This window comes from Bacillus sp. FSL R5-0397, from assembly GCF_038593395.1.
Lineage (GTDB): Bacteria > Bacillota > Bacilli > Bacillales > Bacillaceae > Bacillus > Bacillus altitudinis.
On the sequence record NZ_CP151992.1, the window covers coordinates 1609945 to 1636108 of the forward strand.

The window sequence follows — 26164 nt, forward strand, 5'->3', positions numbered from 1 at the left end:
AGAATGATTGATAAGAGCGTTTATCGAAAGCACAAGGAGGAAGAGAATGAGCAAAAAAGTAGTGGACATCGTAAGCGACATGGTACAGCCAATTTTAGATGGCTTACAGCTTGAACTCGTTGATGTTGAATTTGTCAAAGAGGGTCAAAACTGGTTCCTTCGCGTATTTATTGACTCTGACAAAGGCGTCGATATCGAGGAGTGTGCCAAAGTGAGCGAAGCCTTGAGCGAAAAGCTTGATGAGGCAGATCCAATTAGCCAAAACTACTTTCTTGAAGTGTCCTCTCCTGGAGCGGAGCGCCCATTAAAGAAAAAAGCTGATTTTGAAAAAGCACTTGGAAAAAATGTTTTCATGAAAACATACGAACCAATTGATGGTGAAAAGGCATTTGAAGGTGAGCTTACAAGCTTTGATGGTGAGATTGCAACAGTGACAGTGAAGATCAAGACAAGAAAGAAAGAGATCAATATTCCATACGAAAAAATTGCTAACGCAAGATTAGCAGTTTCGTTCAATTAACCTTTTCATTGATATAAGGGGGAACCATAAAAATGAGTAGTGAGTTGTTAGATGCCCTGACTGTTCTTGAGAAAGAGAAGGGCATTAGTAAAGAAATTATTATTGAAGCGATAGAAGCTGCACTCATTTCTGCATACAAGCGTAATTTTAACCAAGCACAAAATGTGCGTGTTGATTTAAACCGTGAAACGGGAACGATTCGCGTATTCGCAAGAAAAGATGTTGTAGATGAAGTGTATGATTCTCGCCTTGAAATCTCAGTAGATGATGCAGCAAATATCAACCCGAATTACATGGTTGGTGACGTGGTTGAAATTGAAGTCACACCAAAAGATTTCGGACGCATTGCAGCTCAGACAGCGAAACAAGTCGTGACGCAGCGAGTGAGAGAAGCAGAGCGAGGTGTGATTTACACTGAGTTTATCGATCGTGAGGAAGACATCATGACGGGAATCGTTCAGCGAATTGACAGTAAATTCATTTACGTGTCACTTGGCAAAATCGAAGCCCTTCTTCCGGTCAATGAACAAATGCCAAATGAGGACTACAAACCACATGACCGCATTAAAGTGTTCATTACGAAAGTAGAAAAAACAACAAAAGGACCACAAATTTATGTATCAAGAACACACCCAGGTCTTTTAAAGCGTTTATTTGAAATCGAAGTCCCAGAAATTTATGATGGTACTGTAGAGCTTAAATCTGTCGCTAGAGAAGCTGGGGACCGTTCTAAAATATCTGTTCGTACAGATGATCCTGATGTTGATCCAGTTGGTTCTTGTGTTGGACCTAAAGGTCAGCGTGTACAAGCAATTGTCAATGAGCTGAAAGGCGAAAAAATTGACATTGTCCATTGGTCTAATGACCCGGTTGAATTTGTTGCCAATGCGTTAAGTCCATCAAAAGTTCTTGATGTCATTGTAAATGAAGAAGATAAGGCGACAACTGTCATTGTCCCTGATTATCAGCTGTCATTAGCCATTGGCAAAAGAGGTCAAAATGCGCGTCTTGCAGCGAAACTAACGAGCTGGAAGATTGACATTAAAAGCGAAACAGATGCAAGAGAACTCGGTATTTTCCCAAGAACTGAAGACTCTGAATCTCTTTTCTTAGAGGCTGAACCAGTAGCTGAGGAATCTGACGAATAAGAGGTGATATAAAAGGTGAAAAGCCGAAAAAAAATCCCGCTTAGAAAATGCGTCGTGACGGGAGAAATGAAACCAAAGAAAGAACTGATTCGCGTTGTTCGTTCAAAAGAAGGTGAAGTGTCTGTTGACGCAACCGGAAAAATGAACGGGCGCGGCGCTTACCTTTCTCTCGATAAAGAAACCATTCTTGCGGCGAAGAACAAACGTAGTTTACAGCAGCAATTTCAGACACAGATTGACGAACACATTTTTGAAGAATTACTAGAACTAGCTGAAAAGGTGAAAAAACCTAATGACTGAATCTGAATGGTATCCTTTGCTTGGTCTAGCAAATCGAGCTCGTAAAGTCGTGTCAGGAGAAGATCTGGTGATCAAAGAAATTAGACATGCGCGTGCTAAGCTGGTTCTTCTTGCAGCAGATGCCTCATCCAACACAGAGAAAAAGGTATCTGACAAATGCAAATTTTACAATGTTCCGGTTAGAAAAGTTGAAGACCGTTCCGTTCTCGGACGTTCTATTGGGAAGGAAGCTCGCGTAGTTGTCGCTGTCACTGACCAAGGCTTCGCTAAGAAGCTCATAAGCTTGCTCGATTAATTTATTTGGGGGTGAACGAATGGCTAAAGTGAGAGTATATGAATACGCAAAAGCCATAGATGTTTCAAGTAAAGATATTATAGCAGCGCTTAAGGATATGAACGTGGAAGTGAACAACCACATGGCGACGCTTGAAGACGACACTGTGAAAAAGCTAGACGCTATCTATAAAAAAGCCAAAGCAAAAGAGACAGCTAACGAGAAACCCGCAGAACAAAAAAAACAATCATCTAACAAAAACAATGATAGAAAGAAGAATGACGTGCAGAATAATCAATTTAATAAAAACAAAAAAAACAACAACCAAAACAAAAACAAAAATAAACGTGGCGGCAACAACAAGGCGCAGCATCAGCAAGCAAGACCTGTGAAGCCGAAAAAAGAGCTTCCTGAAAAAATTGAATTTACAAATTCAATGACAGTCGGCCAGCTTGCTGACGAGCTTGGCAAAGAAACTGCTGAAATCATCAAAAAACTGATGATGCTTGGTGTCATGGCTACGATCAACCAAGAGCTCGACAAAGATACAGTCGAATTAATTGCTTCTGAATATGGTGTTCCAGTAGAAGAAGTGATCATTTTAGAAGAAACTGAACTTGAAAAGTATGAAGTTGAAGATAAAGAAGAAGATATGCAAGTACGCCCTCCAGTAGTAACGATCATGGGACACGTTGACCACGGGAAAACAACGCTTCTTGACAGCATTCGTAAAACGAAAGTTGTTGAAGGCGAAGCGGGTGGAATTACGCAGCATATTGGTGCATACCAAATTGAAGAAAACGGCAAGAAAATCACGTTCCTTGATACACCAGGACACGCAGCTTTCACTACGATGCGAGCACGTGGTGCTGAAGTAACAGATACGACGATCTTGGTCGTTGCAGCAGATGACGGTGTCATGCCGCAAACGATTGAAGCGATCAACCACGCAAAAGCGGCAGAGGTGCCAATCATTGTGGCTGTCAATAAAATTGACAAACCAACAGCGAACCCTGACCGCGTGATGCAGGAATTAACTGAGCATGGTCTTGTACCTGAGGCTTGGGGCGGCGAAACGATTTTCGTTCCTTTATCTGCAAAAACAGGTGAAGGCATTGACGAATTGATCGAAATGATCCTTCTTGTCAGCGAAGTAGCAGAACTAAAAGCCAACCCAAATCGTGCGGCAAAAGGAACTGTGATCGAGGCTGAGCTTGATAAAGGAAGAGGTTCTGTTGCAACCCTTCTCGTTCAAACTGGTACACTTCAAGTAGGTGACCCAATCGTTGTCGGAAATACATTTGGCCGTGTACGTGCAATGGTCAATGACATCGGACGCCGCGTGAAAACTGCAGGACCATCTACACCTGTTGAAATCACTGGTTTAAATGATGTACCGCATGCAGGGGATCAGTTCCTCGTATTCAAAGATGAAAAAACAGCTCGTCAAGTCGGTGAGGCGCGTGCGTCTAAACAACTTGATGAACAGCGTTCAGACAAAGCGAAATTATCTCTTGATGACCTATTTGAGCAAATCAAACAAGGTGATGTGAAAGATATCAACTTAATCGTAAAAGCAGACGTACAAGGTTCTGCTGAAGCACTGACGGCAGCTCTTCAAAAAATTGAAGTAGAAGGCGTCAAAGTGAAAATCATCCATACGGGTGTTGGAGCGATTACAGAATCTGATATCATTTTAGCAAGTGCTTCTAATGCGATTGTGATTGGATTTAACGTACGTCCTGATGGCAATGCGAAGAGCACAGCTGAAACAGAAAACGTAGATATCCGCTTACACCGCATCATCTACAAAGTCATCGATGAAATTGAAGCTGCGATGAAAGGGATGCTTGACCCTGAATATGAAGAAAAAGTCATCGGTCAAGTTGAAGTTCGTCAAACGTTCAAAGTATCTAAAATCGGTACAATTGCTGGTGGCTATGTCACTGAAGGTACCATTACTAGAGACAGTGGTATCCGCTTAATTCGTGATGGCGTCGTCATCTTTGAAGGTGAAGTCGACGTATTAAAACGATTCAAAGACGATGTGAAAGAAGTTTCACAAGGCTATGAATGTGGTATTACCATTAAGAAATACAATGATATCCGTGAAGGTGATGTCATGGAATCATTCGTTATGCAAGAAATCGAAAGAAAATGATCGGTTATACCGAGTGTGAGTGTATGATCTATGATGCATCCTCACTGAAGGAAAAACGTGCGGTTCTGCAGCGTATCATGACAAGAACGCGCCATAAATTCAATGTGACCATTGCTGAAATGGACTATCAGGATACATGGCAGCGTACTTCGATCGGAATCGCCGTCATTTCCTCCTCCCGGGTTCAAGTGGAAAAGGAACTTCAGCGTGTGTTAAACTTTATTGATTCTTTTCCGGAAATTGAACGAACGATCACGAAAACTGAGTGGTTTTAATTAGAGGTGATAAGATCATGAGTATGAGAGCAACCCGTGTGGGTGAGCAAATGAAAAAAGAATTAGGCGACATCCTTGGCAGAAAGCTAAAAGATCCAAGAATCGGCTTTTTGACTGTAACGGATGTTGAAGTATCCGGTGATTTGCAAATTGCCAAAGTCTACATTTCTGTTCTTGGCGACGAGAAGAAAAGAGAGGAAACCTTAAAAGGCCTTGCAAAGGCGAAAGGGTATATCCGCTCTGAAATTGGCAATCGAATCAGACTTCGCAAAACACCAGAGCTTCACTTTGAATTCGATGAGTCTGTAGATTACGGTAACCGAATTGAAAGCCTGATTGCTGAACTAAACACAAAAGATCACGAATAAGACGTTGAAATAAGGATAGGCGATGATCGTCTGTCCTTTTTCATCGTTTATGAAAGGAGAGAACGCAGGTGCAAAACGGTGTTCTTTTATTACATAAAGAAAGAGGCATGACCTCTCACGACTGTGTGTTTAAAGTGAGAAAGATTTTACACACAAAAAAAGTGGGACATACAGGGACACTCGATCCAGAGGTTTCAGGTGTTCTGCCTATTTGTATTGGACGAGCGACAAAAATTGTGGAGTACTTAACAGATAAATCGAAAACGTATGATGCGGAAATCACCATTGGATTTTCTACAACGACAGAAGACCAAACAGGTGAAGTAGTAGAAGAAAAAAAGGTGCCGGTACCGATGTCAGAAGATGACATTGATGCTGCGTTGAAACAATTTGAAGGAACCATTGAACAGATCCCCCCCATGTTTTCTGCTGTGAAAATTGGCGGAAAAAAGCTCTATGAATATGCAAGGCAAGGCATTGAAATTGAACGTCCAAGCCGTGAAATTACCATTCATCGTATCGAGCGGACAACACCTGTCAGATTTGAAAATGGAAAGGTATCCTTTAGATTCACCGTCCTGTGTTCAAAAGGCACATATGTGAGAACGTTAGCCGTCGATATTGGAAAAAAACTTGGGTTTCCAGCCCACATGTCTCACCTCATTCGCATAGGATCTGGTGACTTTACGTTAGATGAATGTATCACTCTTGATGAGTTGCGGGAGATCAGCGAAGAAGGAATGGTTGAGGAACATCTTGTGCCGATCGAGCGTGCGCTCAATCATTTGCCGAAATGGGAGATAAATGATACATTAGCAAGTAAAGTGGAAAACGGTGCAGTCCTACCTATGCCTGATGAATTTGCTCATTTTGCAGAGGAAGATCGTGTCGCTGTCTTTGCTCCTTCAGGCCGTTGTATGGCGATTTATATGAAGCACCCGACCAAACAGAACCTGATGAAGCCGGCGAAGATTTTATCACAGGACAAGCAATCTTAAAGAAAAGGTGACCATCTCGTGAAGACTATACATATTTCACACCCACATACATTGAATCAAAAGGATCAAGTCCCGTCTGTGATGGCTTTAGGGTATTTTGACGGTGTTCACCTCGGACACCAAAAAGTGATTGATGCAGCGAAAAACATTGCGGAAAAAGAGGGTTTAGCTCTAGCTGTCATGACTTTTCATCCGCATCCATCACATGTTCTGCAAAAAGCACGTGAACCAAAAGACTTAATCACACCGCTTGAGGATAAGATTGATTTTATCGAACAATTAGGTGCTGACTACTTATACATTGTGCAATTCAGCGAAAGCTTTGCAGCGCTGTCTCCTCAAGAGTTTGTCGATCAATATTTGGACGAACTGAATGTGAAGCATGCAGTCGCTGGTTTCGATTTTACCTTCGGCCGGTTTGGCGCAGGCACAATGGAAACGTTTGACGAATACGGGAAAGGGCGGATTGCTGCGACCATTGTACCTAAGCTTTCCAACCAAGACCGGAAAGTCAGCTCGACCCTTATACGTTCCGCATTGAAAAATGGAGACGTTGAATATGTGAGTGAGCTTTTAGGGAAACCGTATCAGCTGCGCGGCATTGTGATTCATGGAGATAAACGAGGACGCACGATTGGCTTTCCAACCGCCAATGTTGGTTTATCTGCTGAATACATCATCCCGCCAACAGGCGTATATGCAGTGAGAGCGGAAGTGAAAGGCAAGGTGTATGACGGTGTTTGTAACGTTGGCTACAAACCAACATTTTATGAAAAACGTCCTGATCAGCCTGCGATTGAAGTGAACCTTTTTGATTTTAACGAAGAAATTTATGGTGAACCGATTAAATTACAGTGGTACAAACGGATTCGCAGTGAACAAAAATTTAACGGTATCCAAGAATTAACGGCTCAAATTAGTCAAGATAAAGAAGAAGCGATTCAGTTTTTTCAAGATCATCTTCATTAAACAAAAAAATCGCAGAAAAACCGCTCTATCATTTGCAAAATCGGCATATTTTTAGTATGATAATTCCTGTAGCTTTAAAACCACTTACTTGGCAGGCCGACTTCACCGACGGTTGCGAGGTAGATGGGGCTAACATGATTTGGAGGTGAAACAGGATGGCTATTACTCAAGAGCGTAAAACTCAATTAATTAATGAGTTCAAAACACACGAATCTGATACTGGATCTCCAGAAGTTCAGATCGCTGTCCTAACAGAATCAATTAACAACTTGAACGAGCATTTACGTACTCATAAGAAAGATCACCACTCACGTCGCGGTCTTTTGAAAATGGTAGGTAGACGTCGTAATCTTCTTACGTATCTACGTAATAAAGACGTAACTCGTTACCGTGAGTTAATTAACAAACTAGGCTTACGTCGATAATCGTAAAAAGCGGGAGGATTCCCGCTTTTTTATCGTATAATCACTAATATTTTATGGTTAAAATGTTGAAAGAATGGCAAAAACCCTTCTACATACAGCTTTCACATTGATATGTGAAAATCATTTTGTTCATAATAAGAAATAACCTAAAAACTTTACGACAAGAGAGGAGTTTATCTCAGAATGGGACAAGAGAAACAAGTCTTCACCATAGACTGGGCTGGACGTCAACTGACAGTTGAAACTGGCCAGCTTGCAAAGCAAGCAAACGGAGCGGTTCTCGTACGCTACGGAGATACGGCTGTGCTTAGCTCAGCAACAGCTTCTAAAGAACCAAAACCACTTGATTTTTTCCCGCTCACTGTAAACTACGAAGAAAGATTATATGCAGTTGGTAAAATTCCTGGTGGTTTCATTAAAAGAGAAGGCCGCCCAAGTGAAAAAGCAATCCTTGCGAGCCGCTTAATTGACAGACCGATCCGTCCACTATTTGCAGACGGATTTAGAAATGAAGTACAAGTCATTAGTATTGTCATGAGTGTGGATCAAGATTGTTCATCTGAAATGGCTGCAATGTTTGGCTCATCTTTAGCTTTATGTGTGTCTGACATTCCATTTGAGGGACCAATCGCTGGCGTGACAGTAGGACGAGTAGATGGAAAACTCATCATCAACCCAAATGTTGAGCAGCTTGAACAAAGCGATATCAACCTTGTTGTAGCTGGAACAAAAGATGCAATCAACATGGTAGAGGCTGGTGCTGATGAAGTACCAGAAGAAACAATGCTTGAAGCCATCATGTACGGCCATCAAGAGATCAAACGCTTAATCGAATTCCAAGAAGAAATTGTGAAAGCTGTCGGTAAAGAAAAAATCGATATTCCTTTATATGAAGTCGATCAAGCATTAGCAGAGGAAGTAAAACAACTTGCTGAAGCGGATTTACTGAAAGCGATTCAAGTACATGAGAAGCATGCTCGTGAAGATGCCATCAGTGCTGTGAAAAAAGCTGTTGTTCAAAAATTTGAAGAAGAAGAGCGTGACGAAGCAACGATTAAACAAGCGAAGGATGTCTTAAATAAGCTTGTGAAAAACGAAGTTCGCCGCCTTATTACTGAAGAGAAAGTACGTCCAGATGGACGCGGCGTCGATCAAATCCGTCCACTTTCTTCAGAAGTAGGACTTCTTCCAAGAACGCACGGTTCAGGATTGTTTACAAGAGGCCAAACACAGGCACTCAGTATTTGTACATTAGGTGCACTTGGTGATGTACAGATTCTTGATGGTCTTGGTGTTGAAGAGTCTAAGCGATTCATGCACCATTATAACTTCCCGCAATTCAGTGTTGGTGAGACCGGCCCAATGCGTGGTCCAGGCCGTCGTGAGATTGGACATGGTGCGCTAGGCGAACGTGCATTAGAGCCAGTCATTCCATCTGAAAAAGATTTCCCTTATACGGTTCGTCTTGTGTCTGAGGTGTTAGAATCAAACGGTTCTACTTCACAAGCAAGTATTTGTGCGAGCACACTTGCGATGATGGATGCAGGTGTTCCAATTAAAGCACCAGTTGCAGGGATTGCAATGGGACTTGTTAAATCTGGTGAATACTACACAGTGCTGACAGACATTCAAGGAATGGAAGATGCACTTGGAGATATGGACTTTAAAGTAGCAGGTACATCTAAAGGTGTAACAGCGCTTCAAATGGACATCAAAATCGATGGTCTATCAAAAGACATTTTAGAAGAAGCACTTCAACAAGCGAAAAAAGGAAGAATGGAAATTTTAGATAGCATGCTGTCAACGATTCCAGCTTCTAGAGGAGAATTGTCACGTTATGCACCAAAAATCTTAACGATGACAATCAATCCAGATAAAATTCGCGATGTCATTGGACCAAGCGGTAAACAAATCAATAAAATCATTGAAGATACCGGTGTGAAAATTGATATTGAACAAGACGGTACAATCTTTATCTCTTCTACTGAAGAAGACATGAACCAAAAAGCGAAGAAAATCATTGAAGATCTTGTCAGAGAAGTTGAAGTTGGCCAACTTTACCTAGGTAAAGTAAAACGAATTGAAAAATTCGGTGCCTTCCTTGAAATCTTCAGCGGCAAAGATGGACTTGTTCATATTTCTGAGCTTGCACTTGAACGTGTTGGCAAAGTAGAAGATGTCGTGAAGATTGGTGACGAGCTACTCGTCAAAGTCACTGAGATCGATAAACAAGGCCGTGTGAACCTTTCTCGTAAAGCTGTTTTACGTGAAGAAAAGGAAAAAGAAGAAAAGCAGTCTTAATGAGAACAAATAAAATGTGTTAGAAGCCAGGTATCCGTGCCAGGCTTCTTTCTTTTCTTGCGCGCAACAATAGTTCTAGCTTGTTTCTCCCTATCATAATTTGTGGTAAAGGGGAGGGACAACCATTGAAAAAAACGATACCATTCTTTGTGTTTGTATTTTTACTGCTCGTGTCATATCAAACGATGAAGCAGCCGGCTGCTGTTACATATATGAATTCAATGAAAGAGCACGCCGAGGTAGCATCTGTTTCAAAAGATATTCTGTATCAAGAGATCGAATCGAAGTCTTCTGACTATGAAGAGAAGCCGCAAAATGCTAAGATTGATAAAGTGTGGAAAAAGATGCCTGGTTTAAATGGACAGACAGTCGATATCGATGCTTCTTACGAAAAAATGAAAAAACAGGGCTCTTTCGATGAGAAGCTGCTTGTTTTTAAAGAAACAAAACCATCTGTCCATTTACATGAACTTGGTGCTGAACCTATCTATAAGGGACATCCAGACAAAAAGATGAATGCATTCCTGATCAATGTAGCTTGGGGCGACGAGCATTTAACAAAGATGTTGAATACACTAGAAAAGCATCAAGTGAAGGCAACCTTTTTCTTAGAAGGCAAATGGGTGAAAAACAGTCCAGACCTTGCTAAAAAAATCGTGGCAGATGGTCATGAAATTGGAAATCATTCATACAATCACCCGGATATGCGCACACTGACAAGAGAACGAGCATTAGAGCAGATGATTAAAACAAATCGCCAAATTGAAGAATCCCTTGGGAAAAAACCGATATGGTTTGCGCCTCCAAGTGGCAGCTTTAAAGAAGAAACAGTAAAGCTTGCGAAACAAGAAGGAATGGAAACCATTATGTGGACAGTAGACACGATCGACTGGCAAAAACCATCACCAGCTGTATTACAAAAACGAGTGCTTGGGAAAATTCACAATGGGGCGATGATATTAATGCATCCAACAGACGCAACAGCGAGAAGTCTTGACGCACTTATCACTCAAATCAAAGAAAGAGGATATGAATTAGGAACGGTTTCTGACCTCCTAAGTGAAAAAAGACATCCGTGATGCGATCTGTTTGTTGAATAGGAGGAGCAAAACTTGGTCAAAACGTATACATGCCAAAACGGAGTAAGAATTGTACTTGAAAACAATCCCACTGTAAGGTCTGTCGCAATTGGCGTCTGGATTGGAACAGGTTCTAGACATGAGACACCAGAAGTAAATGGGATCTCACACTTTTTAGAGCATATGTTCTTTAAAGGAACAAAGACGAGATCTGCACGTGATATCGCAGAATCCTTTGACCGCATTGGTGGTCAAGTGAATGCCTTTACGTCAAAAGAATATACTTGCTATTATGCAAAGGTACTTGATTCACATGCTGGCTATGCCCTCGATGTATTGAGTGACATGTTTTTCAACTCTGCTTTTGACGAAGAAGAGCTGAAGAAAGAAAAAAATGTGGTCTATGAAGAAATTAAAATGTATGAAGATACTCCTGATGACATCGTTCATGATTTGTTAAGCAAAGCTATTTACGGTGATCATTCATTAGGTTATCCGATTTTAGGGACAGAGGAAACACTCTCTACTTTTAACGGTGATTCCCTTAGAAAATATATGGACGAATTCTATACGCCGGATCGCGTCGTCATCTCTGTAGCAGGGAACGTCGATGACACCTTCATTCGTGAGGTCGAAACATTATTTGGTTCGTATGAAGGAAAGGGGAAAAAGCAGCCTGTCGAAGCCCCGCAATTCCACTATGACAAACTGACACGCAAAAAGGAAACAGAGCAGGCGCACCTTTGCATGGGCTTTAACGGACTTCCTGCTGGAGATCAGGGCATCTATGACTTAATCGTCTTAAATAATGTTCTAGGCGGTAGCATGAGCAGCCGATTGTTCCAAGACGTAAGAGAAGATAAAGGACTTGCGTATTCTGTATTCAGCTATCATAGTTCATTTGCAGATAACGGAATGCTGACGATCTATGGTGGAACTGGAGCGAAACAGCTGAATCTGCTATCTGAAACCATCTTACAAACATTAGACGTCTTAAAACGTGAGGGAATTACGCAGAAAGAACTTGAAAACTCTAAGGAGCAAATGAAAGGAAACCTCATGCTTAGTCTTGAAAGCACAAACAGCAAGATGAGCCGAAATGGTAAAAATGAATTACTCCTTGGCAAACATCGTACGCTTGATGAAATTATTGATGAAATCAATCGCGTCTCATTAGATGGCGTGAACAATTTATCGAAAAGAATCTTTACAGAAGATTATGCCCTCTCGCTTATTAGTCCAACGGGTGATCAGCCATCATAATGTAAACAACACGGCAGACTTCTCAAGAGGTCTGCCGTTTATTGTATACCAAGAAGAAAGGGGCTCTGCGTTCATGAAACACGAAAAACTGAAACAGCTATCTCCGCTTCTTAAACAAGCCATCTCTTTCCAGCCGATGACATCTGGATTTTCGGGAGACCGCACCTTTTTGGTCATAACGCCTAGTGAAAAGCTAGTACTCAAGCTATCAGACATTCAGAAATATTCCAGTTTGAAAAAGAAAGCGTCCATTCAGCAGAAGTTAAAAAATCGAGGCGTTATTTGTTCTGAAGTGATGGAGGTCGGAGTGAGTGCTGAACAAAACTGTACCTTTCGTATTTTTCCATTTATCGAAGGAGAGATTGCTAGAGCATCCATTCATCTGCTCACAGAAGAAGAGCAGTATGAAATCGGAAGGCGGGCAGGCAGAGACTTGAGTATCATGCATACATGCGATGCCCCTTTTTATGCAGCCCCCTGGGATAAGAAGGTATTAGCGAAACATGAACGGTATGTACATGCCTATCAATCAAGCGGAGTGACCTTTTCCCATGATCAGTTCGTATTAGATTTTATTCAGTCACATGCTGATGCGGTAAAAGGGAGGCCAAACCAGTTCCAGCATGATGATTTTCATTTAGGGAATATCATTATACAGCGTCATCAATATGCTGGGGCGATCGACTTTGATCAATCCGACTGGGGCGATCCGATTCATGACTTTTATAAACTGTCTTTATTTAGTCGAGAAAGAAGCATTCCATTTTCAGCCGGGCAATTGGATGCCTATTTAAGTACGCAGACAACACATGATTTTTGGCTTCTTTTTTCCATCTATACAGCCATGAGCTGTTTTTCTTCTATTGTTTGGACGTTATCCTATGACCCGGGGCATGTAAAAGACATGGTGAATCGAGTGGAGAGAATGCTGACAGACCATAAGCGTTTTACTCAACTGACACCAGTTTGGTATACAGATTGGCTTCATTCGTGACGTGTAGAACGGGACGGTCTATTCCCCCTCCCTGCTGCATATATGATATGGAAGGGGAGTGATGCGATTTTGAGGCTGAGTGAGCTGTCAGGAAAAGAGATCGTCGATATTAAAAGAGCGGAGCGGCTTGGCGTGCTTGGACAAACCGACCTTGAAATAAATGAACAGGACGGTCAAATTACAGCACTCATCATACCTTCCGTCAAATGGTTTGGCTTTCGAAAACAAGGAAATGACATCCGCGTTCCGTGGAATCACATTCAAAAAATAGGATCAGATATGATCATTCTCGATGTGCCTGAAGAACTTCAGCCGCACGGAGAAAAAGAGCACCCATCATAAAAGGGTGCTCTTTTTCTTTTCTCTCTCCGATTTGTTCACAGGCTGAATCCTCTCCTCATATGCTGAAAGGGAGATTCGGAAAATATTACAGACTTTTTTAAATAAAGAAGGTGAACGGTCAGTATGTTGAGCGGTTTAACGGTTGCGGTGATCGGGGGAGATGCTAGGCAGCTTGAAATCATTCGCAAGCTGTCACAGCAGCATGCCAAAGTGTTTTTGGTCGGATTTGATCAGCTGGATCATGGATTTATTGGTGCTGAAAAGCTGAAAATGTCAGAGCTTCCATTTGAACAAGTGGATAGTATGATCCTTCCGGTATCAGGTGCTACAGACGAAGGGGTCGTTGCCACTGTTTTTTCAAATGAGAAGGTCGTGCTAGAAGCTAAATATTTAGAAAGAACCCCTGCACATTGTACCTTGTACTCAGGTATTTCTAATATGTACTTAGACAATATGGCAAAGCAGGTGAGCCGGAAGCTTGTGAAGCTGTTTGAGCGAGATGATATTGCCATATATAACTCTATTCCAACAGTTGAAGGGATTATCATGATGGCCATTCAGCAAACGGACTATACGATTCATGGGTCACATGTCGCTGTTCTCGGACTTGGTCGAACAGGGCTCACCATTGCCCGCACATTTCGGGCGCTAGGTGCGGAAGTGAAAGTTGGTGCTGCGGATACAGCCCATTTAGCGAGAGCCTTTGAGATGGGACTTGATCCATTTTCAATGGACCGTTTAAAAGATGAAGTAACGGATGTCGACATCATCATTAATACGATTCCAAGCTTAGTATTAGATTCATCTGTCATCGTTAGCATGACACCAAAGACACTCATTTTGGATATCGCCTCCCGCCCAGGTGGAACAGACTTTGACTTTGCACAAAAGCATGGAGTGAAGGCGCTTCTTGCACCAGGACTTCCAGGGATTGTGGCACCAAAGACAGCCGGGCAGATCATTGCAAAAGTGCTATCTGGGCTCTTATGTGAACTTGCGGAGGAAAAAAGGGGGATGGAATCATGACTACACTAAAAGGGAAAAGAATCGGTTTTGGTTTAACAGGTTCTCACTGCACGTACGAAGCCGTTTTTCCGCAAATCGAATCACTCGTGAAAGAAGGGGCAGAAGTGCGTCCTGTCGTGTCATATACGGTGCAAAATACGAATACGAGATTCGGAGAAGGAGCGGACTGGATTGAGCGGATTGAGAAGCTGACAGGATTTCAAGCGATTGACTCAATCGTCAAAGCAGAGCCACTAGGACCTAAACTTCCACTTGATTGTATGGTCATTGCGCCTTTAACAGGCAATTCAATGGCGAAATTTGCAAATGCACTAACAGACAGTCCAGTCTTAATGGCTGCTAAGGCGACCATTCGTAATCATCGCCCTGTCGTTTTAGGCATTTCCACCAATGATGCATTAGGTTTAAATGGTACAAATCTCATGAGACTCATGTCGACAAAGAACATTTTCTTTATTCCATTCGGCCAAGATGATCCATTCAAAAAACCGACTTCCATGGTAGCGCATATGGATCTACTGACGAAAACAGTAGAAGAGGCGCTCGAGCATAGACAAATTCAGCCCATTTTAATTGGATCAAACGAATAATAGATTCACTAGAAAATCATGAAAGATTCAAAAAAGGTACTTCAAGCCTTGCTTTTCTATGGTAAAATAAAATGTAAAAAGTCATAGGATGGCCATCCGAAAGAAAAGAATCATGGATGGGTCGGAAGGAGTTTTACTGATGGGAAGAGGATTGCATGTAGCTGTAGTTGGAGCGACTGGAGCTGTCGGTCAACAAATGTTAAAAACACTAGCTGACAGAGATTTTGAAATGGATACACTTACTCTACTATCCTCAAAACGTTCTGCTGGAACAAAAGTGACATTCAGAGGTCAAGAGTATACCGTTCAAGAAGCAACACCTGAAAGCTTTGAAGGGGTCAATATTGCACTATTCAGTGCGGGAGGAAATGTTTCCAAAGCGCTAGCTCCTGAAGCAGTCAAACGAGGTGCAATTGTTGTCGATAATACAAGTGCTTTTCGTATGGACGAAAATACCCCTCTTGTCGTACCAGAGGTAAACGAAAAAGATTTGCATGACCATCAAGGGATCATTGCAAACCCTAACTGTTCAACGATTCAAATGGTGGCGGCGCTAGAACCGCTTCGTCAAGCGTATGGCATGAAAAAAGTCATTGTGTCTACTTACCAAGCAGTATCAGGTGCAGGACATGAAGCCATTGACGAACTGTACAGCCAGTCGCAAGCCATTTTAAATAAAGAAGATGTGAAACCAGAAGTCATGCCTTATCAAATTGCCTTTAATGCGATTCCGCAAATTGATAAATTCCAAGACAATGGTTATACATTTGAAGAAATGAAAATGATCAATGAAACGAAAAAAATCATGCACTTGCCAGAGCTGGAAGTAGCGGCAACATGTGTGAGACTACCAATTGAAACGGGTCATTCAGAATCGGTTTACGTTGAACTTGAATCAAATGACGCAACGGTTGATGACATCAAGTCCATCCTAAAAGATGCACCAGGCATCACATTACAAGATGATCCGTCTCAGCAAATTTATCCAATGCCTGCAGATGCTGTTGGTAAAAACGACGTATTTGTCGGCCGCATTCGGAAGGATTTGGATCGTCCAAATGGCTTCCATATGTGGATTGTATCTGATAACCTGCTAAAAGGCGCTGCATGGAACTCCGTTCAAATTGCAGAAAGCTTACGAGCATTAAAATTAGTTTAACATTCAATGGATGATGAGGACGAATAGAAGAGAGTTAGGCATCTTTCGCCTGCTCTCTTCTGTTACGTCAGAATGAACTTGGAGTGAAAACAGTGAAAATAATTGTCCAAAAATTTGGCGGTACATCTGTCAAAGATGATCAAGGGAGAAAAAGGGCACTTGCACATATCCTATCTGCAAAAGAGAAAGGCTATAAATCGGTCGTTGTCGTGTCTGCGATGGGACGAAAAGGCGATCCTTATGCGACAGATACGCTGCTTGGTCTGCTTTACGGCAATGCGCAGCATATGACAAACCGAGAAAAAGATTTACTCGTGTCTTGCGGAGAAAATATTTCAGCTGTTGTTTTTTCAAGTATGCTGAATGAAAACGGGCTAAAGGCTGTTGCGATGACAGGATCACAGGCAGGCTTTGTGACAGATAAAGAACATACAAATGCGAAAATTATTGACATGAAGTGTGAACGTCTTGAGGCGGCACTTTCAGAGCATGATGTGGTTGTCGTTGCTGGATTCCAAGGCGCTGCAAAAAATGGAGACGTGACAACAATCGGACGAGGCGGCAGTGATACGTCAGCTGCTGCGTTAGGCGCTGCATTGCAGGCAGATTTCATCGATATTTTTACAGATGTAGAAGGGGTCATGACAGCAGATCCCCGTATCGTAGAAAATGCAAAACCACTGAGAGTCGTGACATACACAGAAATTTGTAACCTCGCATACCAAGGGGCAAAAGTCATTCACCCTAGAGCTGTTGAAATTGCCATGCAAGCAAAAGTACCAATGAGGGTCCGTTCAACATACTCTGATGATGAGGGCACACTCGTGACATCACACTACTCAGATAAAATGAGTCATGATGTGTACGACCGCCTGATTACGGGTATTGCACATGTCAATGATGTCACACAAATCAAAGTCCCAGCTAAAGAGGGACAGTACAGCGTACAAACAGAAGTCTTTAAAGCAATGGCAAATGCCCAAATTAGTGTCGATTTCTTCAACATTACACCGAGCGAAATCGTCTATACGGTGACAGGTGCAATGACTGAAAAAGCAACGGCGATCCTAAAAGATCTGGGCTATACGCCGATTGTCACGACAAACTGTGCAAAGGTATCAGCTGTTGGAGCAGGCATTATGGGTGTACCAGGTGTCACATCTAAAATTGTATCTGCACTATCTGAGCAAAATATTCCGATCTTACAGTCCGCTGACAGTCATACGACGATTTGGGTGTTAGTGAACGAAGAAAACATGAGAGCGGCTGTTAATGCCCTTCATGAAGTGTTTGAACTTTCAAGATAAATGTGATTGAATCATGATGAGGTGAAAAAAATGAATTTCGGAAATATCGCAACAGCTATGATTACACCTTTTGATAAAAAGGGCAACATTGATTTCCAAAAGCTATCAATTCTCATTGATTACTTGTTAAAAAACGGCAGTGACTCTTTAGTCGTTGCAGGGACAACAGGCGAATCGCCAACTTTATCGACTGAAGAAAAAGTCGCTCTTTTTCAGCAATCGGTGAAATTAGCAAATGGTCGTTGTAAAATCATTGCAGGAACAGGCAGTAATAACACAAATGCGTCTATTAAACTAACGAAAAAAGCAGAAGAAGCGGGCGTTGATGCAGTGATGCTTGTCGTACCTTACTACAACAAGCCATCACAGGAAGGCATGTATGCACACTTTAAAGCAATTGCCGAGTCTACATCTCTTCCTGTCATGCTTTACAATGTACCAGGAAGAACGGTTGCTTCATTAGCACCAGAAACAACGATTAAGCTTGCGCAAATACCGAACATTGTCGCAATCAAAGAAGCAAGCGGTGATCTAGATGCCATGACAAAAATCATTGCAGAGACACCAGAAGATTTTGACGTTTATTCTGGTGACGACAGCCTAACGCTTCCTGCGGTTGCGGTTGGTGCAAAAGGAGTCGTCTCTGTGGCTTCTCATATCGTAGGCCTTGATATGCAGCAAATGCTAAAAAGCTACGCTTCAGGACAAACAGCGAATGCGGCATTGATTCATCAAAAGCTGGTGCCGATCATGAACCAGCTGTTCTCAGCGCCAAATCCAACGCCTGTCAAAACAGCTCTTCAGCTGAAAGGATTAGATGTCGGATCTGTTCGACTCCCGCTTTTACCTTTATCAGAAGAAGAGAGACTGAATTTAAGCAGCGTATTAAACAGCTGATCAAAACAAAAAAATTCGTAAGCGGTCATTCTCAGATGTCCCTGAGTATGACCGTTTTTTATACATAAACACTTTCTTAAAATGTGACTTCATCTTGTTTTCTAAAATTAGATTCAGTTATAATAGCATTAAGCGATGATGGACGGGCTTGAGACTAGGAGGATAAGAATTTTGAAAAAGAAAAATACAGAGAACGTAAGAATTATTGCACTGGGAGGCGTTGGAGAAATCGGGAAAAACTTATATGTCATTGAGATTGATTCCGACATATATGTTGTAGATGCAGGACTCATGCATCCAGAAAACGAAATGCTAGGCATTGACGTGGTCATTCCTGATATCTCTTATTTAACAGAACGAGCTGATCGGGTGAAAGCAATTTTTCTTACCCACGGACATGATGAAGCAATCGGAGGCGTATTCCATTGCTTAAGCAAATTGTCTGTACCAGTTTACGGCACGAAGCTGACCCTTGCGTTACTTCGAGAAAAGTTAAAGCAATACGGCTTCAATCAAAAAGCTGATTTGCGAGAGGTTCATGCAAAGTCAGTCATTACATTTGAAACAACAAAGGTATCATTCTTTAGAACGAATCACAGTATTCCTGATTCAGTCGGAATCAGCTTCAAAACATCTCTTGGTTCAATCGTATGCACAGGTGATTTTAAATTTGATCAAACCCCAGCGCTTAACCAAGCCTGTGACATCGGAGAGATTGCGAAAATTGGAAACAATGGCGTTTTAGCACTTCTTTCAGACAGTGCAAATGCTGAAAAACCAGGCTATACACCTTCTGAGGCGCTCGTCCAAGACGAAATCTCAAATGCGATGTACAATGCTGAAAATCGTGTGATTGTCGCTGTATCTTCATCAAATATTAACCGTGTACAGCAAATCATTAATGCCACAAACCAAAATGGCCGTAAGCTTGCAGTAGCAGGGAAAAATATGATGACAACTCTTCAGCTTGCGATCAAACTTGGTTATGTGACAGCAGACGAAGAATTATTTGTTCCAGTCCAAGAAGTGAAAAAAATGGCGAAAAACAGTGTGGTCATTCTCACAGCAGGAAGCCACGGTGAGCCTCTCGCTGCTTTAACAAAAATGGCGAAACAAAATCACAAACAGCTTCATATTGAAAAAGATGACACGGTTGTGATTGCGTCTACACCTCTTCCAGGACAAGAACTCACCTATTCAAAAACGGTGGATTTCCTTACAAGAAGCGGAGCACAAGTGATTTTTGCTCAAAAACGTGTGCATGTATCTGGACATGGCTGTCAAGAAGAGTTAAAGCTCATGCTGAACTTACTGAAGCCAAAGTATTTAATTCCAGTAAACGGCGAATATCGCATGCAAAAAGCACATTCTCGTATTGCTGAAGAAGTAGGAATGAAACGAAGCGACATTTTCTTAATTGATAAAGGGGATGTTGTGGAATTTAGAGGACAAAACGTCAAAATCGGTGAAAAAGTACATCAAGGGAACATTTTGATCGACGGTCTTGGTGTTGGTGATATCGGGAATATTGTCTTACGTGATAGACGACTATTGTCTCAAGATGGCATCTTAATAGTGGTCATTACGCTCGATAAACAAAAGAAACAATTAATTTCTGGACCTGAGATCATCACAAGAGGATTTGTTTATGTAAGAGAATCCGAAGAGCTGATTGTGAAAGCAACAGAAATGGTCAAAGGGATTGTGAAAGAGCAAACGGAAAACTCAATTGTTGAATGGTCAACACTGAAACAATCCATGCGCGATGTACTAAATCAATTCCTATATGAAAAAACAAAACGTAAGCCAATGATCATTCCAATTATTATGGAAGTGTGATGAGAAAAGTCCAAAGAGCACAAGCTCTTTGGGCTTTTTTGATGTGACATGATGAATGCGGATGGAATGTGACGATCTTGTTCATAATAGGAGGAGAGTTTTTAGGAAAGGATGGAGACAAATGGACGAACAGAATGAACAGCAGCCTGAGCGAAAACCAGAAGAAAAAGATAGCATTATGAGCAAAATACAACAGCTTGGTGAAACAGCCGTCCCGCAGTTATCACAAGATACAAACATACACTGCCTGACTATTATTGGACAAATTGAAGGGCACATGCAGCTGCCGCCACAAAATAAAACAACCAAATACGAACATGTCATTCCACAAATCGTAGCAGTTGAACAAAACCCAAAAATTGAAGGGCTTCTGATCATTTTAAATACAGTGGGCGGCGATGTAGAAGCAGGACTAGCCATTGCAGAAATGCTCGCTTCTTTATCCAAACCGACTGTATCCATTGTGCTTGGCGGCGGCCACTCTATTGGGGTCCCAATCGCCGTATCGTGTGATTATTCATACATTGCCGAAACAGCAACGATGACCATTCACCCTGTACGCTTAACCGGTCTAGTCATCGGTGTTCCGCAAACCTTTGAATACTTAGATAAAATGCAGGAAAGAGTCATAAATTTTGTCACGAGTCACTCAAACATTACAGAAGAGAAATTTAAAGAGCTTATGTTCTCTAAAGGCAATCTAACAAGAGACATTGGGACAAATGTCGTTGGCCATGAGGCGGCGGAATACGGGCTGATGCATGAAGTAGGCGGCGTTGGACAAGCGATTAAAAAGCTGAACGAGCTCATTGGAGAACGGGCAGCACAAAACGAGGGGCTGATCCAATGATTTTATATACACCTATGCCTTATGAAGCCATTTACGCTGAGGAACAAGGGGAACGCAAACTCCAGCAGGTAAACATTCAGGGCGTGCCAGTGATGGTTGAAATGAAAGAAGATGAAGCGGAAATCGTTCAAGTGATGAGTACGAATCCAATGGACTTTTTGAATCAGGAGCTTGCACCAGGTAAGCGATTGAAGTTACATTTAGGCACCAATCAAACCGACTCATATGAATGATTCTATGCTATAATAAAGGGAAAACTTACAACAAGATGCAGCCAAAACCAGGCTGCTTTCTTTCTGATCTTTTCGTAGGTTATATTTTCTTTTGTAGTAAGGTGATGAGTATGGCGAAAAAGAGAAAACGTAAAACAAGAAAAAAACAAAATAAACAGCTAAAACTGAAATATGAACTAAATGGGTTAGTCTGTATTGCCATAGCGATCATTGCCATTTTACAGCTAGGTGTAGTTGGACAAACCTTTGTACATCTATTCCGATTCTTTGCAGGTGAATGGTTTATTCTCTGCCTTATCGGATTATTTCTTTTTGGTGTGACGATCTTTTGGAAAAAACAAATTCCTGATTTACTGACAAGAAGAAAAGCAGGTTTATACTGCATCATTGCGAGTATCTTGCTTTTGTCCCATGTGAAGCTTTTTCAGCATCTTTCAGCTGCAGGCGTGATAGGCTCTCAAAGTGTAATCAGAAATACGTTTGAGTTATTCTTAATGGATATGAAAGGTGAAACAGGCTCACCCGATTTAGGAGGCGGTATGATCGGTGCTGTATTATTTGCGGCCTCCTATTTCTTGTTTGCACAAGCAGGGTCGCAAATCATGGCCATTGTGCTAATGCTGATCGGCATTGTTCTGATCACAAACCGGTCACTGCAAGAAATGGTCAAAAAAGTGACGCTGCCTGTATCACAATTTTTGGTGAAGCAGTGGAAAGCATTTATTGAAGATATGAAAGGCATAAGGCAGGCGAAAAAGAATGCACCTGCGCAGAGAACAAGTGAAAAGAAAAAACGTTCACGCATACAAGAAGAGGCCGAAGAAGATCATGATCATATCTTGATCGAGGAAGAAGAGCAAGCTTCTGACAATCGTCAGCCGATTATCTCAAGTTTTGCTGATCGAGATGACATGCTCACACCGCAACTTCAAAAAGATCAGCCGGTCAATGAGCCAGATCCTCTTCAAGAAACTGTACAAGGCACTCCGTCTCATGATACAGGGGATGAACCAAAAGAAGCTCCGCCTATGACGTTTACGGAGCTTGAAAATAAGGATTATGAGCTGCCATCGCTTGATATTTTAGCTGAGCCGCAGCATTCAGGTCAGCAAACAGATAAGAAGAATATTTATGAAAATGCAAGAAAGCTTGAAAAGACCTTCCAAAGCTTCGGTGTAAAAGCAAAAGTGACACAAGTTCATTTAGGGCCGGCCGTCACAAAATATGAAGTATACCCTGATGTCGGCGTGAAGGTAAGTAAGATCGTCAACTTGAGTGATGATTTAGCCCTTGCATTAGCAGCAAAAGACATTCGAATTGAGGCGCCGATTCCTGGTAAATCCGCCATCGGAATTGAAGTGCCCAACGCAGAAATTGCGATGGTTTCTTTAAAAGAGGTTTTAGAATCGAAACAAAATGACCGCCCAAATGCCAAGCTACTCATCGGACTGGGCCGAAATATTTCTGGTGAAGCTGTGCTGGCTGAAATGAACAAAATGCCGCATTTACTTGTGGCTGGCTCGACAGGAAGCGGAAAAAGCGTATGTATAAACGGCATTATCACAAGTATTCTCATGAGAGCAAAACCTCATGAAGTGAAGATGATGATGATTGACCCGAAAATGGTTGAATTAAATGTTTATAACGGCATCCCGCATCTATTGGCTCCAGTTGTAACCGATCCTAAAAAAGCCTCACAGGCACTTAAAAAAGTGGTTAGTGAAATGGAGCGCCGTTATGAATTGTTTTCTCATACGGGCACAAGAAATATTGAAGGGTACAATGATTACATTAAACGAATGAATCAATCAGAAGAGGCGAAGCAGCCAGAACTACCTTATATTGTCGTCATTGTAGACGAGCTTGCTGATTTAATGATGGTTGCTTCCTCTGATGTGGAAGATTCCATTACAAGGCTTTCTCAAATGGCACGTGCTGCAGGGATTCATTTAATTATCGCCACACAGAGACCTTCGGTTGATGTCATTACTGGTGTCATTAAAGCCAATATTCCATCCCGTATTGCATTTAGCGTATCGTCACAAACCGATTCAAGGACCATTCTTGATATGGGAGGCGCAGAAAAATTGCTGGGCAGAGGGGATATGTTGTTCTTACCGGTCGGTGCGAACAAACCAGTTCGTGTACAAGGCGCCTTTTTATCAGATGAAGAAGTGGAACATGTCGTTGATCATGTCATCACACAGCAAAAAGCACAATATCAAGAAGAAATGATCCCGAGTGAAGAAACGCAAGATCAGCTTGGGGCTGTGGACGACGACTTATATGATGAAGCAGTTGAACTGATCATTGGCATGCAGACGGCCTCTGTTTCTATGCTGCAAAGGAGGTTCCGCATCGGTTATACTCGTGCTGCACGTCTTATTGACGCAATGGAAGAGCGCGGGGTTGTCGGACCATATGAAGGAAGTAAACCGAGAGAAGTCCTCCTCTCAAAAGAACAACATGACGAGCTCTCTTCATAATTCGAAGAGAGCTTTCCTAACATAAAGTTAACAATATATTGATTATGTTAACTGGATGTCAGACTATTTATTTATTTGCAAAAACATGATATAGTTATGTTCATCTTATCTCGGAATAGAGATTTCTCATCTTATCATTTGCATTGATTAGACGGAGGGAAAACATGTCGACCAAAACAGACAATCGCCATTTATATTTGAAAGTGATTGACCGTATTAAAGAAGATATTCAAACAGGCGTATATGCCGAAAAGGAAAAGCTGCCTTCTGAATTTGAGCTCTCAAAGCTTTTAGGCGTGAGCAGAGCGACACTTCGTGAAGCCCTTCGTATATTAGAAGAAGAGAAATATTTAATAAGAAGGCATGGTGTGGGGACTTTCGTCAACTCAAGACCGCTTTTTTCTACTGGCATTGAACAGCTGACAAGTGTTACAAAAATGATTGAACAGGTCAATATGACACCAGGTACCATCTTTTTGTCCTCACAAGAAGGGGAGCCGACGGAGAATGATGTCATTCGTTTTCAGTGTGATGAATCCGAGAAGGTTTTTTCAATGGAACGCGTTCGAACAGCAGATGGACAGCCAGTCGTCTATTGTTTAGATAAAATTCCGGTCAAACATCTCCCCGCTTCTTTTACTCATGAGGAAGAATCGCTTTTTGAGCTGTTTGGCAGAGAACCGCACAGCGGAATTAAATATGCAGTGGCAGACATCGAACCGATTGGTTATCACGATCAGGTTTCACCGATATTAGAATGTGACCCAGAAACAGCGTTACTATTACTGAAACAAATGCACTATGATCAAGATGATCAGCCGGTCTTATACTCGCTCAATTATTTTCGAGCGGATAAATTCAGCTTCCATGTCATACGTAAACGATTTTAACAAAGCAGTCGCTTCCATAGGCGGTTGCTTTTTGTTTGTCTATACATAAAACCCGTGAAACATGCCACACTAATACGTAACAGTATATAGAATTGGGTGAATGATGTTGGGCGAGAAAACAGTCAGTAAAAAGAATATTATTGCATTATCATCAGTGCCTCTAATCATGACGCTTGGGAACTCGATGCTAATACCCGTATTACCAGAGATAGAAAAGAAACTCTCAATCACTTCCTTTCAAGTGTCACTCATTATTACGGTATACTCCGTTGTGGCGATTTTGTGTATTCCGATTGCCGGTTATTTATCTGACCGAATTGGGCGGAAAAAGGTGCTTTTGCCTTGTCTTTTAATCGCAGGGCTTGGAGGAGCTGTGGCAGCTGTTGCCTCAACCATCATGAAAGAACCGTACATGTGGATTCTATTTGGCAGGGTCCTTCAAGGAGTTGGCTCAGCTGGAGCGGCACCTGTCGTCATGCCGTTTATTGGCGATTTGTTTCACGATGATGAAGAGGTAAGTGCGGGACTTGGAGCAATTGAAACTTCTAATACAGCTGGAAAGGTACTAAGTCCTATTATTGGGGCACTTCTCGCTTCTTGGTTTTGGTTCGTACCGTTTTGGTTCATTCCATTCTTTTCAATCATCAGCTTTGTGATGGTACTGTTTATGGTTGAATCCGCAAAGAAAGAGGAAGATCCGCCTACATTTAAAGAGTTTTTAAAATCAACAAAGACGATTTTTAAACATGAGGGACGCTGGCTTTATGCCATTTTTGCTATTGGCGGTTTTATTATGTTTCTTCTTTTTGGCGTGCTCTTTTATTTGTCAGATAACCTAGAGGCAGCGTATCAAATAACGGGTGTCAAAAAAGGCTTGCTGCTAAGCATCCCGCTCCTTTTCTTATCAATCAGCTCGTACATTGCGGGGAAAACAATCGGGAAAGAAAAGGGGAAAATGAGGATATTTCTCATCGTTGGTATGGCTCTTTTATCACTTTCGTATATATTTTTATGGTGGAATCACAGTTTTTACGTGTTGTTTGTCTGCTTAAGTATTGGCGGCGTAGGGATTGGCATTGTGCTTCCAGCACTTGATGCGTTGATAACAGAAGGGATTGAAAAAGAGCAGTGCGGAACCATTACGTCATTTTATAGCAGTATGCGTTTTATCGGTGTTGCTTTAGGACCTCCAATTTACGCATTTCTTATGGATAAAGGAGACGCCATCGTTTTTATTCTATCGACCATATGTAGTCTCATTTCATTATTTTTGGTCCTCTTTTTCATCCAGCCAGATGAAAAGGATGAAAGTGAACAATTGAAAACGGTTTAAACATAGAAAAAAGACGGTATTTTGCCATCTTTTTTCTTTTTTATAAATTGACATGTAAAATTTTGATAGTTAAACTAATGTATAGTAATATCTTTTAAATTATCCCAAATAGGAGGTGTTCAAAAACATTCATTTTC

General features: G+C 41.7%; 26 protein-coding genes. All 26 read left to right on the plus strand.

Annotated features, from left to right (window positions below):
- The first annotated feature begins 46 nt into the window (after positions 1–46).
- The 26 genes from rimP (at position 47) to NSQ70_RS08250 (ending at position 26027) form a co-directional block, all read left to right on the plus strand.
- Positions 47–520: a ribosome maturation factor RimP gene (rimP, locus tag NSQ70_RS08125; RefSeq protein WP_008344744.1), complete on the plus strand. Its 474-nt coding sequence runs from the start codon at positions 47–49 to the stop codon at positions 518–520.
- A 32-nt stretch (positions 521–552) separates the two neighbouring features.
- Positions 553–1668: a transcription termination factor NusA gene (gene nusA / locus NSQ70_RS08130; RefSeq protein WP_007499530.1), complete on the plus strand. Its 1116-nt coding sequence runs from the start codon at positions 553–555 to the stop codon at positions 1666–1668.
- Positions 1669–1683: 15 nt separating this feature from the next.
- Positions 1684–1968, plus strand: a complete 285-nt coding sequence (locus NSQ70_RS08135; protein ID WP_008344742.1) for a YlxR family protein — start codon at positions 1684–1686, stop codon at positions 1966–1968.
- Positions 1961–2263 (plus strand): YlxQ family RNA-binding protein, encoded by a 303-nt coding sequence (locus NSQ70_RS08140; protein ID WP_007499528.1) that lies wholly within the window; start codon positions 1961–1963, stop codon positions 2261–2263. The genes NSQ70_RS08135 and NSQ70_RS08140 overlap by 8 nt, the downstream gene beginning before the upstream one ends.
- 19 nt (positions 2264–2282) lie before the next feature.
- On the plus strand, positions 2283–4403 hold the full coding sequence (gene infB, locus NSQ70_RS08145) for a translation initiation factor IF-2 (RefSeq protein WP_007499526.1): 2121 nt from the start codon (positions 2283–2285) through the stop codon (positions 4401–4403).
- Positions 4400–4678, plus strand: coding sequence for a DUF503 domain-containing protein (locus NSQ70_RS08150; RefSeq protein ID WP_159145684.1), 279 nt, complete (start codon positions 4400–4402; stop codon positions 4676–4678). The genes infB and NSQ70_RS08150 overlap by 4 nt, the downstream gene beginning before the upstream one ends.
- Before the next feature lie 17 nt (positions 4679–4695).
- Complete coding sequence (rbfA, locus tag NSQ70_RS08155; protein WP_007499525.1) at positions 4696–5046, plus strand: 30S ribosome-binding factor RbfA; 351 nt, start codon at positions 4696–4698, stop codon at positions 5044–5046.
- A 68-nt stretch (positions 5047–5114) separates the two neighbouring features.
- Positions 5115–6044, plus strand: a complete 930-nt coding sequence (truB, locus tag NSQ70_RS08160; protein ID WP_159145685.1) for a tRNA pseudouridine(55) synthase TruB — start codon at positions 5115–5117, stop codon at positions 6042–6044.
- 18 nt (positions 6045–6062) lie between these two features.
- Positions 6063–7013: a bifunctional riboflavin kinase/FAD synthetase gene (gene ribF, locus NSQ70_RS08165; RefSeq protein WP_017359069.1), complete on the plus strand. Its 951-nt coding sequence runs from the start codon at positions 6063–6065 to the stop codon at positions 7011–7013.
- A gap of 155 nt (positions 7014–7168) precedes the next feature.
- On the plus strand, positions 7169–7438 hold the full coding sequence (gene rpsO, locus NSQ70_RS08170) for a 30S ribosomal protein S15 (protein ID WP_008354438.1): 270 nt from the start codon (positions 7169–7171) through the stop codon (positions 7436–7438).
- Between the two features lie 183 nt (positions 7439–7621).
- A complete protein-coding gene (gene pnp, locus NSQ70_RS08175; RefSeq protein WP_007499522.1) occupies positions 7622–9739 on the plus strand; it encodes a polyribonucleotide nucleotidyltransferase in 2118 nt (705 codons plus the stop codon).
- A gap of 185 nt (positions 9740–9924) precedes the next feature.
- Positions 9925–10818 (plus strand): polysaccharide deacetylase family protein, encoded by an 894-nt coding sequence (locus NSQ70_RS08180; protein ID WP_223255630.1) that lies wholly within the window; start codon positions 9925–9927, stop codon positions 10816–10818.
- 33 nt (positions 10819–10851) lie between these two features.
- Positions 10852–12081 carry a pitrilysin family protein gene (locus tag NSQ70_RS08185; protein WP_007499520.1) on the plus strand — a complete coding sequence of 410 codons (1230 nt, stop codon included), beginning with the start codon at positions 10852–10854 and terminating at the stop codon, positions 12079–12081.
- A gap of 73 nt (positions 12082–12154) precedes the next feature.
- Positions 12155–13075, plus strand: a complete 921-nt coding sequence (locus tag NSQ70_RS08190; protein ID WP_024720373.1) for an aminoglycoside phosphotransferase family protein — start codon at positions 12155–12157, stop codon at positions 13073–13075.
- Between the two features lie 69 nt (positions 13076–13144).
- A complete protein-coding gene (locus tag NSQ70_RS08195) occupies positions 13145–13417 on the plus strand; it encodes a YlmC/YmxH family sporulation protein (protein ID WP_008344726.1) in 273 nt (90 codons plus the stop codon).
- A gap of 123 nt (positions 13418–13540) precedes the next feature.
- Positions 13541–14443 (plus strand): dipicolinic acid synthetase subunit A, encoded by a 903-nt coding sequence (gene dpaA, locus NSQ70_RS08200; protein ID WP_243825287.1) that lies wholly within the window; start codon positions 13541–13543, stop codon positions 14441–14443.
- Complete coding sequence (gene dpaB / locus NSQ70_RS08205) at positions 14440–15033, plus strand: dipicolinate synthase subunit B (RefSeq protein WP_017367267.1); 594 nt, start codon at positions 14440–14442, stop codon at positions 15031–15033. Before dpaA ends, dpaB begins: the two co-directional genes overlap by 4 nt.
- Positions 15034–15172: 139 nt before the next feature.
- Entirely contained in the window at positions 15173–16192 is a 1020-nt protein-coding gene (gene asd / locus NSQ70_RS08210) for an aspartate-semialdehyde dehydrogenase (RefSeq protein WP_041090413.1), read from the plus strand.
- Between the two features lie 92 nt (positions 16193–16284).
- The gene (gene dapG / locus NSQ70_RS08215; RefSeq protein ID WP_019744173.1) at positions 16285–17499 is read left to right on the plus strand and encodes an aspartate kinase; all 1215 of its coding nucleotides are present in this window, start codon (positions 16285–16287) and stop codon (positions 17497–17499) included.
- A gap of 30 nt (positions 17500–17529) precedes the next feature.
- Positions 17530–18396 carry a 4-hydroxy-tetrahydrodipicolinate synthase gene (dapA, locus tag NSQ70_RS08220; protein ID WP_008344717.1) on the plus strand — a complete coding sequence of 289 codons (867 nt, stop codon included), beginning with the start codon at positions 17530–17532 and terminating at the stop codon, positions 18394–18396.
- Between the two features lie 171 nt (positions 18397–18567).
- Complete coding sequence (gene rnjB / locus NSQ70_RS08225; protein ID WP_008344715.1) at positions 18568–20235, plus strand: ribonuclease J2; 1668 nt, start codon at positions 18568–18570, stop codon at positions 20233–20235.
- Positions 20236–20356: 121 nt separating this feature from the next.
- Complete coding sequence (locus NSQ70_RS08230) at positions 20357–21085, plus strand: ClpP family protease (protein ID WP_008344713.1); 729 nt, start codon at positions 20357–20359, stop codon at positions 21083–21085.
- The gene (locus tag NSQ70_RS08235; RefSeq protein ID WP_008344712.1) at positions 21082–21318 is read left to right on the plus strand and encodes a YlzJ-like family protein; all 237 of its coding nucleotides are present in this window, start codon (positions 21082–21084) and stop codon (positions 21316–21318) included. Before NSQ70_RS08230 ends, NSQ70_RS08235 begins: the two co-directional genes overlap by 4 nt.
- A gap of 110 nt (positions 21319–21428) precedes the next feature.
- Positions 21429–23804, plus strand: coding sequence for a DNA translocase FtsK (locus NSQ70_RS08240; protein ID WP_327862072.1), 2376 nt, complete (start codon positions 21429–21431; stop codon positions 23802–23804).
- A 164-nt stretch (positions 23805–23968) separates the two neighbouring features.
- Positions 23969–24694, plus strand: coding sequence for a GntR family transcriptional regulator (locus NSQ70_RS08245; protein WP_008344706.1), 726 nt, complete (start codon positions 23969–23971; stop codon positions 24692–24694).
- Between the two features lie 100 nt (positions 24695–24794).
- Complete coding sequence (locus tag NSQ70_RS08250; protein WP_170861566.1) at positions 24795–26027, plus strand: MFS transporter; 1233 nt, start codon at positions 24795–24797, stop codon at positions 26025–26027.
- Positions 26028–26164 lie beyond the last annotated feature (137 nt).